We start from the raw sequence: 14437 nt of genomic DNA, 5'->3' as shown, positions 1-14437 counted from the left end.
TCGTTACCCGCATGGGACGAGACGCCAAGGGCGGCTCGGTGGAGCGAAGCGGAATAGAGCAGGATCGCGCCAGCGGCGCGAAACGCCGATCATCTCTTTTCAAATTTCGGTCCGACTGCGATCGCCCTGATCCCCGACGTTCGTGGCCCGAATTGCGCAGCCCGATAGCGGTCCTACATTCAGCTATACGATCGTCATGCCGATGAGTTGTTCCGAGACAGTCCACAGGCGTGTGGCCGCCACTTCATCCAAAGCCCTTGAAGGTATGTTCGCCCGAGCTGGGAAGCCTCGCGTTTCACTCAACCCGTCCGGACCATAATAGGCTCCCGGTTCCGCGTCGGGGGATGTTGCGGCGAAGAGCGTCGGGAGTGCGCCCCGAGACGCGGGTTGGAACAGGAACCATAGCAGCGATCGCGTCAGGCCCATCGCGCTCCAGCGTCCTGGTGCATTGTGAAGCAGATCGGTTCGCGCGATACCCGGATGTGCGCCAATGCTGGAGAGTCCCCATCCATTTGCCTCGCTGCGGCGCTGTAGTTCCAGCGCGAACATGAGGCAGGCCAGCTTCGACTGGCTGTAGATCGGCATGGGCTTGTAGTGCTTGTCCGCATTCAGATCGTCAAAATCGATCGAGCCGCTCCGTGCTGCGACGCTCGACAGTGTAATGACCCGGGCGCCATCGCTGGCTCTCAGGAGCGGCAGGAGTTGGCCTGTGAGCGCGAAATGGCCGAGATAATTGGTCCCAAGCTGCAACTCGAACCCGTCTTCTGTCTCCCGGCGCTGTGGAGGCACCATGACACCGGCATTATTGATCAGGAGGTCGAGGCTCGCTTGCTGATTTCGCAGCCTCTCTCCAAATGCTGCAATGGACTTCAGACTGGCGAGATCAAGCTGCTCGAAGCGCACATGGGCATGTGGGACCTGGGATCGGATCGATGCGATCGCTGCAGCCCCTTTTTCTTGGCTACGGCCTGCGATGATGACGTCGCAACCAGCACTTGCCAAGGCCAGCGCATCCTCGAAGCCTAGGCCTCCTGTTCCCGTAATGACCGCAGATCGGCCGCGCTGGGAGGGAATGTCGGATACGGTCCATGTCGTCACGGGAGGAGCCTTTTCAAAAAAGCGCACTTAGTGTAAAAAGACAAATATCGCACTGAGTGTAATTTTCAAGAGGCAATGCTTATTGTGCCGAGCGCAACCTCTCAAATGTCCACCGACGGATTGCGGGAGCGCAAGCGCCGCGAGACCCTGCAGCGGATAACCGATGCGGGAATCGCGCTTTTCGTCGCCAAGGGTTACGAGACGACCACCATCGACGAGATCGCGGTCGCGGCCGGAATCTCTCGGCGGACGTTCTTCTATTATTTCAAGTCGAAGGACGACATCCTCCTGTCTTTGCAGAGCGGCATGGGCGCGATGATCGCGGACGCAATCCGGCGTGCGCCAGACACCATGCGACCACTCGATGCGATCCGCGAGGCAGTGGTGGTGGTTAGCGCGTCAGTACCGACGGACGACATGATCGTTATCGACAGGCTCATGCGCTCTAGCGAAGCGGTTCAGGCGCGAAAGCAGGCAAGCTATGTGCAACACGAGCAAACACTGCTCGCGGCGCTGCGAGAGCGCTGGCCAGATCAGCCGAGTGAGATGGCACTGCGGCTCGTCGCAATGATGGCCATCGGCGCCATCCGGCTTTCAACGGAAATATTTCACAACGAGGGCGGACAACGTCCAATCGAGGCGGTGCTCCGCGAGGCTTTTGAAGCGTTGGACAACGAAATCGCGCCCTAATTTTACTTCGAATTCTACAACCGAAGTCTTCCTGCTCGGCGGCTGCTGCCGCCGACAAAGCTGTCGTTCGCGGGGGCAGATTCGCTCGTTGATACCTGCCGGTCGTTCATAGGGGTGGACCGGCTTCCCAGAGATATCAGGAAGCCGGAATTTTCAAATTTCGGTCCGTTCGGACAGCGTCAGAGCATCATCGACATCTACGCCGAGATATCTGACTGTATTTTCGATGTTGGTATGGCCGAGCAGGATTTGCACGGCGCGAAGATTGCCTGTGGCTTTGTAGATCAGCGCCGCCTTGGTCCGTCGGATCGAGTGTGTGCCATACTCGCGTCTGTCGAGGCCGATCGTCGAGACCCATTCATCGACGAGGCGCGCATATTGACGTGTGCTCAAATGACCGAGGTCGATCCCGCTTGGGAATACGAAGTGGCGTATCGTCCCGCCGCGCCGATCAAGCCATGCTTTGAGGCTCTTGCGTGCCTCGGACATGATCTCGAATTGCACCATCGCACGTCTCCTACGACCTTTGATGGCCGCGCAAAAAACGCTCGGCTAAAACTATGGGCATTCCGTAGGGAGACGTCACGGATATCTCCCAATGGTCCCGACCAAAATTCAAACCTATCGGAGCGCCAAGATAGATTGAGGTTTCGCGTACTCATGCGCGTATAGAGAAGCATGCGAGGAGGTCTCGAAGCATGAAACGTCACCTGATTGCTGCTGCATTGATGCCGTTTTCGACCGCAGCCAGCGCGGCCGCGCCTATCGTTGTGCATCGCGATCCCGGCTTCGGCTATTGCGAGAAATAGGCGGTGGAGGTGCAGGCCCAGTTTGGTCGCCGCGTGACCCTGATCGACGATCAAGCCCGAGCGACATTTCAGCGTACCCACGGCTTCTGGGGTTTGACCAAGGACGCTGTTGAGCGGGACCGTGAGATCAAGACACCGCTGGCAACGCGGGCGCTTGTCCCGTCGCTTGCATCCACGCAGGCTCCGTCACCCCCTGTCATGAAGAGCGCATCAATGTCCGACCCACAGTCGCGACCGGCGTGCGCAAGGTGATTGAGGATGCACTGCGCGCCACCGGCTTCACTGTCGCTCCGGACGATTTCCTCGACATGGGCGTTCGCGTGAGCGTGGTACCGCTCTGAAGGGGTGCAGGAAGGCCCATGCCCAACGCCGCTCTTTACATCCAGATACTGGCGGGCCTCGGTGCGATCATATTGATGACGGCCTGGGTTCCGATGATCATGCGGAAAATGCCGCTCTCGCTGCCAATCTTCTGTGTCGGGGCCGGCGCAGCCTTGTTCATGCTGCCAGCGTTGCACCCCTTTGCCGTTCATCCGCTACAACACCCGATCGCTGTCGAACGCCTGAGCGAGCTGGTCGTGGTGGTTTCACTGATGGGCGCCGGCCTGAAGATTGACCGGCTTATCGGGCTTCATCGCTGGGCACTCACCTGGCGTCTTCTTGCAATTGCGATGCCGATCACGATCCTGCTGGTCGCGGCGCTCGCCTCGTCCCTTCTGGGGCTGGGAATTGCCGCGGCAGTGTTGATAGGATCAAGTCTCGCGCCGACCGACCCCGTGCTGGCCAGCGACGTTCAGGTTGGAGCACCCGGAGAGGGGGAGGAAGGGGAAGCCCGCTTCGCGCTCACATCCGAAGCGGGACTGAATGACGGGTTGGCCTTCCCCTTCGTCAATCTGGCGATCGCCATGACAGGCCTGTCGTTCGGGACCGAGGCGTTCGGGCGCTGGCTGCTGATCGACCTGATCTGGAAACTTCTGGTCGGGCTCTGCATGGGTTATGGCATTGGCAGGGTGCTTGGCCATTTGACCTTCCACCTTCCCAATGTGGCCAAGCTGTCGCGCACCGGCGACGGTTTCGTCGCCCTGGGCGCCGCGCTGGTTGCTTACGGATTAACGCAACTGGCCGGTGGGTACGGCTTTCTTGCTGTGTTCGTCGCAGCGCTCGGCCTTCGTCATGCCAGCCGTGACCACAGCTATCAGCATCGGCTGCATGCGTTCGCGGAGGAAACCGAACGCCTGCTCATGATGCTGTTGCTCGTCCTGTTCGGCGGCATGGTCATGCATGCCGGCTTACTGGCAAAGCTGGACGCCCGGATCATTGTGTTCACTTCCCTCACCATTCTTGTCGCGCGTCCGCTCGCCGGCTTCATCAGCCTCAGCGGATCGCAGATACCCTGGCGGGAAAAAGTCGTGATCTCTTTCTTTGGAATTAGAGGAATGGGCACGATCTATTATCTCGCCTTCGCCCTCAATCAGGCTGATTTCCCTGACCCGGCGAAGCTTTGGAGCATCGTCGCCTTGACGGTGCTTGTTTCGATCCTGCTGCATGGCATCACCGTCACTCCGGCCTTGCAGTTCCTTGATAAATGGCAGGCGCGGCCGAAGGCCGATGCTGGAAGGCCACCCTCAATGTGAGGAAGCAAGCTTCTCCGAGGACATTCTGGCATTGCTGGAAGGGGCTTCTTCCAAACAAGTCGTTAGGTGGCCTCACCGTTACATGCTGAATAGCCCCTAGTTTTCTAGACGCCTTCAATCCTACTTTTGAGGACAGGAGGTGATGATGGGGAAGCCCAATTTCAGCGATGAGTTCAAGCGTGATGCGGTGGCCCAGATCACCGAGCGCGGGTATCCGGTAGCCGAGGTCTCGCAGCGGCTAGGCGTGAGTCAGCACTCGCTGTATGCGTGGAAGCGGCAGCTGGCGAAGCAAGTGTCGAGCGATGCCGGCAAGGATGCCGAGATCCGCCAGTTGAAGCGCGAGCTGGCCCGGGTGACCGAGGAGCGCGACATATTAAAAAACGGTCCCCGGCTGAGCCCGCCTGTGCAGGGTAGAAACGGGCCGTGCTATGGTGTTGGCTAGGAGGGTCGCGGCCGTTCGCTTATTGGAGGCATGATACCCCGTTAAAAAACGTGGCCCATGGGCATTTGCGTACTTGAGAGTGGTGACGCCGTGCTGCGGCGATCCCGATTAGGAAGATGACGGTTGGCATAGCCCATACCCTCCGCTTTGAAGGAGGACATGGAATGACAGGAGCAAAATCCCCAGGTTCAGACGCTTTGTCCATGGTCAACCCTGGCGCCGCCGCGATCGATATCGGCTCGACCATGCACTTGGCGGCCATTAATCCGCAGGCGGACGACAATCCCGTGCGGGCATTTGGCACGTTCACCGGCGAGCTGCATGATATGGCCCGTTGGTTCAAGGCGAGTGGTGTCACCAGCGTGGCGATGGAATCCACCGGCGTTTACTGGATCCCGGCCTATGAAGTGCTGGAGGAGCACGGCTTTCACGTCATTCTCGTCAACGCCCGATACGCCAAGAACGTCCCGGGCCGAAAGACCGATGTCAGCGATGCGGCCTGGCTGCAACGCCTTCACAGCTATGGGCTATTGCGAGGGAGCTTCCGTCCTGAGGCGGGCGTGGCGACCATGCGTTCTTACCTCCGGCAGCGCGAGCGTCTGATCGAATATGCAGCGTCCCATATCCAGCACATGCAGAAGGCGCTGATGGAGATGAACGTGCAGCTTCATCACGTCGTTTCCGATATCACCGGGGTTACGGGCATGCGGATCATCAGGGCCATTGTGGCCGGCGAACGCACGCCCATCACGCTGGCGGAAATGCGCGACGTCCGTTGCCACGCGTCCGTGGAGACCATTTGCGCCGCCTTGTCGGGAAACTGGCGGGATGAGCACATCTTTGCACTCTGCCAGTCGCTGGCCTTGTACGACTTTTATCAGACCAAAATCCTCGAATGCGATCGTAAGCTGGAGGTCGCGCTCAAGGCGCTCGAAATCGACAAGGGGCACGATATCCGCCGCCTCCCCAAAGTCCGGACTAAAAGACGGCAGGTGAACGCGCCTGACTTCGAGGTCCGGTCCGCGCTTTATCGCGTGCTGGGCGTGGACCTGACACAGATCCATGGAATCGGACCGTCTCTGGCGCTCAAGCTCGTCGGCGAGTGCGGCACCGACCTTTCGGCTTGGCCCAGTTCAAAGCATTTTACGTCCTGGCTATGCCTGGCGCCGGGTAACAAGATATCGGGCGGCAAGCTGCTGTCATCAAAGACACGGCGATCGTCGAGCCGCGCGGCGGCACTTTTGCGCTTGGCTGCAACCACGATCGGCCGCAGCGACACCGCGCTGGGCGCGTTTTACCGGCGGTTATCTGCCCGAGCGGGAAAGGCGAAAGCCGTGACCGCAACGGCGCGAAAGATCGCTGTCCTTTTTTATAACAGCCTGCGCTTCGGGATGGCGTATCATGATCCCGGCGCCACCCAATATGAAGAGCGGTATCGCAGCCGGGTGATCGGCAACCTCCAGCGCCGCGCCAAGGCCTTTGGCTTCTCGCTTCAGGAACTGACACCGGAGCCTGATATGGCTGTTTCTTAGGAAGCCACCGCGTATTTCGCCAGGGATGCAAAGTGAGATACGCGTTCGTTGCTGAGCATCGTGACCAGTTCAGGGTTCGGTCGATGTGTCGATGCCTGCGCATCCAGCCCAGTGGTTTCTATGCCTGGCAGAAGAGCCCGCTGAGCCAGCGGGCTCGAGAAGATGCTCGGCAGACGGAACTGATCCGGCAGGCCTGGAACGACAGCGGCAAGATCTATGGCTACCGCAAGCTGCACGATGACCTGCTGGATCAAGGCGAGACCTGCTGCCCGAACCGCGTTGCCCGGTTGACCAGGCTGGCGGGCATCAGGGCGCAGATCGGCTACAAGCGCAGGCCCGGCAGCTATGGCGGCAGGCCGTCCCTGGTGGTCGACAACACCCTCGATCGCCAGTTCGACGTGGCTGCACCAGACCGGGCCTGGGTGACAGACATCACCTACATCCGCACCCTGGAAGGGTTTGCCTATCTGGCTGTCGTGATCGATCTGTATTCCCGCCGCGTGGTGGGTTGGTCGATGCAGAGCCGGCAGACCACCGATGTGGTGCTGCAGGCGCTGCACATGGCGGTATGGCGGCGTAAGCCGAAGCACCGGGTGCTGATCCATTCGGACCAGGGCTCGCAGTTCACCAGTATGGACTGGGCTGCGTTCATCCGGGCTCACAATCTTGAGCACTCGATGAGCCGGCGCGGCAATTGCCACGACAACGCGGTGGCCGAGAGCTTCTTCTCCTCGCTCAAGCGCGAGCACATCCGGCGCCGGACTTACAGAACCCGCGAGGAAGCCCGGCAGGACGTGTTCAATTACGTCGAGATGTTCTACAACCCGGTTCGAAAGCAGGTCAGGAACGGGATGCTGTCGCCTGTCGAGTTCGAACGGCAGAAGATTTTGAAAGCGGAAGGCGTCTAGAAAACTAGGGGCTATTCATGAACAATTGACGCCAGCGCCCTCAAGCGCCGCATTTGGATCATGGAAAAAGGCATCATGAATATATCCCAGAACAGCGTTGGCCTGGCGGTTTCACTGATACAGGCACAATCTCGCCTGCCGTCTGTGCCGGCAAGCGAACTGATAAAATTACAGCGGCTGGAATGTCTGCTCACGACTGCTCGCGACAAGCTTGCGCGCGGGGGAGCGCTGTCCCGGGCCGATATGCAACGCCTCAACGGCGCCCTCGACGACCTGCAAGCCACGTGAGCGTCGCTGGCGGGTCGCGTGGTGAAGAAGGACCGGCGGCGGCATTCCTTTCCGCCCTTTCCCGTCCGCCTCGATTAGGTGCAGCCCTGAGCCATATCTGTGCTACAATGTGCGATCACCCGGATTTTTGCCCCAGGCATGTCGTGACAGAGAGACCATCGTGTTCCCGCCTGCAAATGGGAGATAATCGATGTCAGACGCTTTGCCGCCTACATGCCCCTCTAACGAGCAGCCGTCATGATCAGCCAGACCACCCACAAATCGGTGATATTTTCCGAGCCATTCCAACTGCCGGAATTCGAAACGCCTCTTCCCGCCGGCACCTATGATGTGGAAACGGAAGAGGAGGTGCTTAAGGGCAATGTCCATACGGCCTTACGCCGGATAGCTACAACGCTGCGCATCAGAAATGGCGCGGCCATCGAGCGTCACCCGGTCAACCCTGAGCATCTGGATGCGGCCTGGGAGCGCGATCAAAGGGCAGCGCGAGTGGCCGGGGTCCCGCCCGCGAATCGGGCCTCGGTTCCTCTCTGGGTCCAAAACATACCCGCCGACGACAGCCGATAGGTCAGCCATGCTCAACAGTTCAGCCATGTGCAGGCGGCAGGCAGCGTATCATCGGCAGGTCGCGGCGGCCTCACCCCTTGAGAAGGTGCGCAGGATCGCGCTTGCGGCCGCCAACGCCTGGGAGGTCCAGGCCATGGAGGCGGAGGCACAGGAAAGCGGAGAGCGGGGCATGTTAAGCGCACAAGGCGCAGCGATCGCTCTGGAATTGCACCGGGAGGACGAGGAAAAGGAACGCGCCCTCATGAAGCGCGGCGCGGACAAGAGCGATTTCAATCGTCTGCAACGCCCTGCAGACGATTGAAAGACGCACCCGCCCAGCACGGATAACGTCATCAGCTTTTCAGCGTCACGATGCTCAATGTACCCGGCTTCTGCGAAGGGCTGGAGGCATTGTGCTTCCGGGGCTTTGCGGCCTTGGGTTTACGAACTTCGCGGTTCGATCTTTTCTGACTTTTGGCCATCGGAACGCTCCTTCAAGATCAAAATGGACGGCTCGCAGCAGGAACGGCGCAACCGGGATCAGCATTCCCGCTGAACCAGGCCGCCACCCTCATTCTCCCATTCGTCGAGGGCATCTTCGAGCTCAACCTTTCGTCCCGCAGCCCACGCCTCGTCGCCGGCTCTTCGAATATGGCCTTTCAACCAAATCCTGGCAGCGACGATTTTCTCATAGCCGTGGATCGATCCCGCATAGGCCATGCGGGCGACCGCCCCGACAAAATCATCATTCCTTTGGGGATTTTTCGTCTCATATTTACGCATCGTAATCATAGGAGGAGCTCCCATCAGGCAAGCGGGAGCGGATGTCTCTCTGTCACAGGATGCTTGCGATCAAAAGCGAGTGATGAAGCACTATACCATATATCCGGTTGGATGACGGCATCGATTCCATCCTCATGGCCAATATTTCTGCAGCCCGGAGAAAAGCTGCGAGATCACCGCATTCAGGTCGCCAGAACCGGCTGAGTAATTTCCGAGGCTTCTTTGCGAACAGTGAACCCGACATTGTCGGCGAAGCGCGCTCGGAAGTGCGGATGGTTGCAGCAATACGGGGCGAGTGAAGCGGAAACATGGGGGAATTGCCATGACAAATGTGGGTCTGCACCGAAAGGGATCGCGTTCGGGAAGGAACTCGGCTTCCGATATCCTGACCAGACAGGATTTTCATCCATCCGGCAGTCCCAATTCGATCCGTCTGCGTTATTTCGCCCCGCCAGCCGATCTGCGATTGCACATCGGCTGCATATATCTGGTCACGACGGATACAGATCATGCCACTGGCATGATGGGCGCAGACTTTCCCCAATTGCGCTTCATGCTGTCGGGCAGCGGCCACTATATCTTTGCCGATTCCGCCACCTTCGCGACGCCGATGGTCTGCATGCTCGGCCCGACCATGGGGGCGACCCGCTTTCTGTTGGCTGGGCCTCTGCAAATGTTGGGGGTCGCATTGCTGCCGTTGGGCTGGCTTGCGCTTACCGGCCGTGATGCATCGGCGCATATTGACCGCCTTTATGACATGACGGCGAGTGCTGGTGGCGCCGCCCATGAGGAGATTCTCAGTCGACTCAAGGCAGCTGATGAGCCGGAAGAAGCGGTGATCTTGCTCTGGGATTATCTGCGAGCGAATATGGCCGAGGTGCGTCCGGCGATAAGGGCATTTGTCGCTACGGTGGACGACTGGCTGGCCAGCGAGACATCGCCGCAAGTGCGCGAACTTCGGGCCGCCACCGGCCTCTCGGAACGGCAAGTCGGCAGGCTGACCAATCGCCTCTATGGTGCGCCCCCTCAATATCTGGCTCGCAAATATAGGGCGCTCCGCTTTGCCGTGCAGATCGCGCGCGGTGGTCAGGACCGGCACGGGCTTTGCTACGACAGTTTTTATGACCAGTCTCATTCCATCAGGGAAATCAAGCAGTTCCTTGGCCGCACGCCCAGTCAGATCAGGAAACTGCCGATGGCCACGCAAATACCAGACGCGCCAGTTCAGGAAGCGACCTTGCCCCCATTTTACGCATGATCGATGCCCGGTGATTTTCTACGGTACGCTGGCTGATGCCCAAATCCGCAGCGATATTCTTGCTGGGATGCCCCAAAAGCACCATGTCCATTATTTGATGCTGCCGCTTCGTCAATGCAGCGATCCGGCGTGAGGCGGCTTCCTGGACCCCGGACGATTTACCGGCATCATGAGATTGTTCGAGCGCACCGCCAATGCTGGCGAGCAGTGCCGCGCGTCCGACCGGCTTTTCGATGAAATCGCAGGCACCCGCTTTCATCGCCTGAACCGCCAGCCCGATTTCGCCGCTGCCCGTGATGATGATCGCCGGCAATCGGTCGCCCCTGTCCCGAAGCGCTTCCAAAAGTGCGATGCCGCTCATGCCGGGCAGGTTGGCGTCGATCAGCAGGCATCCCTCGCCCCCCGGCAGATATCCGGCGAGAAACGCCTCCGGGCTTCCAAAAGCCTCGACATGGCTGCCGTCGGCTTCCAGTACGTCGCGAAGGGACGCACAAATTTCCGGGTCGTCATCCACGACGAACACGGTGGGCACCGGACCGGCGCCCGACGCCCCATCCATCGGGGCGCCATGCGGCGCACTGTCCGGCAAGAGCCGCTCCATCGCCGCGGCAAGTTCGCGGGGCTGTACCGGCTTGCTCAGTTGCACACAATCCTGAAGCGCGATCTCCGCAAGGGAAGCCGTCGATATGTCGCCGGTCAGGATGATGCCGGGCACGGGATGATTAAGCAGATTGCGGAGCTTCGCCAGCAGTTGCAGGCCGTTCATGCCGCCCGGAAGATTATAGTCGGCCAGGATGATATCCGGCCGGATCGCTCCACCCGATACGAGCTTCACGGCAGTCTTTCCGTCCGGCGCGATCCTGACGATATGCCCTTCAGCCTTGAGCAGTTGCGCGAGCAGGTCAAGGACGTCGGGATCATCTTCAACAAGGATGATCTCGCAACCTGAGCGGGCCGTTTTTCCGGCATCATGCTCGCCCCGTTCGGCAACGAGCGCCGGGCGGGAGCCGCCGCTGCCTCGCCTGACGCCGATGGAAAAAACCGACCCTCTGCCGGGGGCCGACCGGACGCGCACTTCATGATCCAGCAATGCCCCGAGGCGCTGGACGATCGACAGGCCGAGGCCAAGACCAAGGCTGCGTTCGCGCGCGGCGTTGTCGACCTGATGAAATTCATCGAAGATCGCATGAAGCTGGTCTTCCGGGATACCGATCCCGCTGTCCCAGACTTCGATGCGCAGCCCGTCGCCGCTGCGTCGGCAGCCCAGCACTATGCGGCCCCGCTTGGTATATTTTATGGCGTTGGCAAGCAGATTACGCAGCATCTGTTCCAGCAGGCGCGGATCGCTTTCGACTATCGCAGAGCTTGGCCGGACATGCAGAGACAAATGCCTCGCCTGGGCCAGATAGGTGAATTCATTCTGCAGCCGGTCGAGCAAATCCCTGATCGGGAAGGCCACGGGCCGCGCCGTGATCACACCCGCTTCGATCTGGTTGATGTCGAGCAAAGCGTTGAGCATGCCCGACATCGCGCCGACCGTCTGATCGAACCGGGCGATTAGTTTCTGAGCATCCTCGCCTTCGACCAGCTGCGCCAGAAGCGCCTGTAGCAGCGTCAGCGATTGCAGCGGCTGCCGCAGGTCGTGGCTTGCCGCCGCCAGAAAGCTCGATTTGGCCAGGTTCGCCCGTTCAGCTTCCTGCCTCGCCGCGTCCACGGCCGATACGGCCAGCTTGCGCTCGGTGATATCGACGAAGGTAATGACGACGCCTTCGACCCGATTGTCATGGGCAAGATAGGGAAGAATGCGCCGCACGAACCAGACACCGTTCTTCGCGCCGATTTCGCGTTCAATGGCATCCTTGCCCGCCAGGACCGCCTGGGCATCGGTGAGCAGATCTTCATCCGTCGCGAGCGAATGGAGGTCGGCGAGCGGCCGGCCAATGTCGCCAGGTATGACGTTGAAAATGGATCTGGTTGCGGGCGTGAAAAAGCGGATGCTGAGTTCACGGTCAAGGAACAGCGTCGCCACATTCGTGCTGTAGAGCACGTTCTGCAAATCGTCGGCGGTCGTCCGCTGGCGATCAAGTGTTTCCTGGAGCTGCGAGTTCAGTGCCTTCAACTCCTCGTTGAGGGATTGCAACTCTTCCTTGGATGTCAGCAATTCTTCGTTGGTCGACTGGAACTCCTCGTTGACGGACAAGGCCTCCTCATTGATGGCTTTCTGTTCCTGGGTCGACATTTCCAGATTCTGCAGCGCATTCTGCAATTCGTCCTGGGTTTCTTCCAGTTCGCGTTCCAGATCGGCGATCCGGGACCGGTCGACACGCGCCAGGATGGAACCCGGCATGCGTTCCCGGCCAGTCTCTTCGATGAAGCAGACGAGCAACAGCTCCTCTCCCTCATGCGTCAGAAACCGGACATCGATGTCAAACCAGATCGTCGCGCCATCGCGGTTCAGCCGGCTGCGTCCGGCGCTGACCTGCGGCCTGTCCTTCCCGGCCTGTTCGATCGCGAGCCTCAGCTTCGTCCGCAAGGCAGGGGTCGCCATCGCGAGCAGGTCGTGCGAGGGGTAACCGGGCGCTACGCGCAGATATCGGTCCGTGGGGCCAAGCGAATAGAGGCACTGGCGCTGACGATTGACCAGCACGGCGGCCGGCGCATGCGTTCTGAGCACGGCCTGACGACACAGATCGGCAAGCGTCGCCTGACGCGCCGGCGGTTGCGTTCCGGTTGACGCGGCCAATGTGGGAATGCTCTCGTCGAAACTCAACGGAAAGCCCGGATCGCCGGGCCGGCTCCGCGTGATATGCCGATAGATTTTCTCGGTCTTCGCGATCAGTTCGAAGCGGTCGTCGATATTACCGGCGGCATCCGAAGGGCCGAGGAGCAATATCCCCTGTTCGCGCAGGGCGAAATGAAACAGCGCGACGGCCTTCGACTGCGCTTCGGGGTTCAGATAGATCAGCAGGTTCCGGCACGATATCAGGTCGATCCGCGAAAAAGGCGGGTCCGCCAGCAGATTCTGGACCGTGAATATGACGTCGCCCCGCAGGTCGGCAACGACGCGATAGCCGCCGCCATCCTCCTTCCTGAAAAATCGGGCCAAACGGTCGGGCGAAACATCCTCCGAAATGGTTCCGGGATAAAGGGCTTCGCGGGCGGCAGCGATGGCATCGGGCTCAACGTCGGACGCAAATAGCTGGAGCTTGATATCGCGCCTGGCGGCCGTGATGGCGTCACGGCAAACCATCGCAATGGAATAGGCTTCCTCGCCCGTGCTGCAACCCGGCACCCATATCCGCAGCGCCCGATGCTCTTTCAATCCCCCAATGAGGTCTGGAATGATCGTTTTGCCCAGGGTCGTGAAGACCTGCGGATCCCGAAAGAAGCGGGTGACGTTGATGAGCAGGTCCTTGGCGAGCTGATCGCGCTCCCGCGGGTCATTCCGCAACAGCTGCAAATAGCTGTGCATATTCTTCGCCTCGATCGGGGCAAGGCCGATCCGTCTTTCGATCCGCCTTTCCAGCGTGCCACGCTTGTACAGCCGGAAATCATGCGCGGTCGTCTGCCGGAGAAAGTCGATGACATCGGGCAAGCCGGTCGATTCAGGCCGATCGGGCAAAGCAGCGACATGCTTACCGAATTTCGCAAGTGCTTCCGGCATCCGGCCCACAGGAAGCACCGCGTCGACCTTGCCGGTGAGAATGGCGCTGCGCGGCATACCGTCATAGTCCGCTTCGTCAGGGTCCTGCGCGATGATGAAGCCGCCCTTTTCCTTGAGTGCAGGCACGCCGAGGCTTCCGTCCGCGCCTGTGCCGGAAAGGATCAGGCAGGCAGTGCGTGAACCGCAATCCTGCGCCAGCGATTTGATCAGGAAATCGAAGGGAAGACGCGCGCCGTGCCGAGCCTGGGGCAAAGACAGATGCAGCGCGCCGGAGCGTACCGACAGATAGCGCCCGGGCGGAATGACATAGAGGCAATCGGGCTCAAGCAGCGCACCGTCGCTCGCCTGGACGACGTTCATGGCGCTATGTTCGGCGAGCAGTTCTACCATCATGCTCTCATGCGTCGGGGCTAGATGCTGGACCAGAATGAAGGCCATGCCGGAATGGGCGGGTAATCCGGCGACGAGTTTGGTGGCGGCTTCGAGCCCACCGGCCGAAGCCCCTATGGCGATGATGGGAAAAGAGGGGCTCCGCTGCATCATGTGCGCTGGCAAGGTCGTTCGGCGGCTGACGGAGTCGCATGCCCTTCGACCGAGATGCCGCGGTGTCGTTGGCCGACACCCGACTCGGGAGTAAATGCTGCCATGGATCGGATTATAGCATGTCGGCCAGCGCAACCCATTACGCCCAAACGATATGGCATATGCGAGATTTGAGTAATTTCCGACCCTGATCGGTCTGGTGACGGCTCTGCTATGGTCATGGGCAAGCCCCTCGCCGGACC

The 14437-nt window shown here is 60.1% G+C and carries 9 protein-coding genes and 3 pseudogenes; 8 read left to right on the top strand and 4 right to left on the bottom strand.

Annotated elements, in window-relative coordinates; all coding sequences use genetic code 11:
• Window positions 1-183 precede the first annotated feature (183 nt).
• Entirely contained in the window at window positions 184-1098 is a 915-nt protein-coding gene (locus tag MRBLMC3_RS14420) for an SDR family oxidoreductase (protein WP_363829838.1), read from the bottom strand.
• Between the two features lie 105 nt (window positions 1099-1203).
• Between MRBLMC3_RS14420 and MRBLMC3_RS14415 the strand changes: the two genes are divergently transcribed.
• Complete coding sequence (locus tag MRBLMC3_RS14415; protein WP_363737257.1) at window positions 1204-1788, top strand: TetR/AcrR family transcriptional regulator; 585 nt, start codon at window positions 1204-1206, stop codon at window positions 1786-1788.
• A 153-nt stretch (window positions 1789-1941) separates the two neighbouring features.
• Here MRBLMC3_RS14415 and MRBLMC3_RS14410 read toward each other — a convergent pair.
• Window positions 1942-2325, bottom strand: a pseudogene (locus tag MRBLMC3_RS14410) (tyrosine-type recombinase/integrase); the annotation flags it as partial.
• A gap of 631 nt (window positions 2326-2956) precedes the next feature.
• Here MRBLMC3_RS14410 and MRBLMC3_RS14405 point away from each other — a divergent pair.
• The 6 genes and pseudogenes from MRBLMC3_RS14405 (at window position 2957) to MRBLMC3_RS14375 (ending at window position 8269) form a co-directional block, all read left to right on the top strand.
• Complete coding sequence (locus MRBLMC3_RS14405; RefSeq protein WP_363737258.1) at window positions 2957-4231, top strand: cation:proton antiporter; 1275 nt, start codon at window positions 2957-2959, stop codon at window positions 4229-4231.
• 145 nt (window positions 4232-4376) lie between these two features.
• Window positions 4377-4625: pseudogene (locus MRBLMC3_RS14400) on the top strand (transposase); the annotation flags it as partial.
• 164 nt (window positions 4626-4789) lie between these two features.
• A pseudogene (locus MRBLMC3_RS23015) lies at window positions 4790-7113 on the top strand (IS3 family transposase).
• A 60-nt stretch (window positions 7114-7173) separates the two neighbouring features.
• Window positions 7174-7401: a hypothetical protein gene (locus MRBLMC3_RS14385; protein WP_363737259.1), complete on the top strand. Its 228-nt coding sequence runs from the start codon at window positions 7174-7176 to the stop codon at window positions 7399-7401.
• 237 nt (window positions 7402-7638) lie between these two features.
• Window positions 7639-7968, top strand: coding sequence for a hypothetical protein (locus tag MRBLMC3_RS14380; RefSeq protein ID WP_363737260.1), 330 nt, complete (start codon window positions 7639-7641; stop codon window positions 7966-7968).
• A gap of 7 nt (window positions 7969-7975) precedes the next feature.
• Window positions 7976-8269: a hypothetical protein gene (locus MRBLMC3_RS14375; protein WP_363737261.1), complete on the top strand. Its 294-nt coding sequence runs from the start codon at window positions 7976-7978 to the stop codon at window positions 8267-8269.
• A gap of 218 nt (window positions 8270-8487) precedes the next feature.
• Here MRBLMC3_RS14375 and MRBLMC3_RS14370 read toward each other — a convergent pair whose 3' ends face one another.
• On the bottom strand, window positions 8488-8730 hold the full coding sequence (locus MRBLMC3_RS14370) for a hypothetical protein (protein ID WP_363829832.1): 243 nt from the start codon (window positions 8728-8730) through the stop codon (window positions 8488-8490).
• Window positions 8731-9250: 520 nt separating this feature from the next.
• Between MRBLMC3_RS14370 and MRBLMC3_RS14365 the strand changes: the two genes are divergently transcribed.
• Window positions 9251-9988, top strand: coding sequence for an AraC family transcriptional regulator (locus tag MRBLMC3_RS14365; RefSeq protein ID WP_363829829.1), 738 nt, complete (start codon window positions 9251-9253; stop codon window positions 9986-9988).
• Here MRBLMC3_RS14365 and MRBLMC3_RS14360 read toward each other — a convergent pair.
• On the bottom strand, window positions 9912-14195 hold the full coding sequence (locus MRBLMC3_RS14360; protein WP_363829826.1) for a chemotaxis protein CheB: 4284 nt from the start codon (window positions 14193-14195) through the stop codon (window positions 9912-9914). The two genes, MRBLMC3_RS14365 and MRBLMC3_RS14360, sit on opposite strands and share 77 nt — an antisense overlap.
• Window positions 14196-14437: the final 242 nt, after the last annotated feature.

This window comes from Sphingobium sp. LMC3-1-1.1, assembly GCF_040676285.1.
Lineage (GTDB): Bacteria > Pseudomonadota > Alphaproteobacteria > Sphingomonadales > Sphingomonadaceae > Sphingobium.
This window is presented reverse-complemented; position numbering and strand designations above follow the sequence as displayed.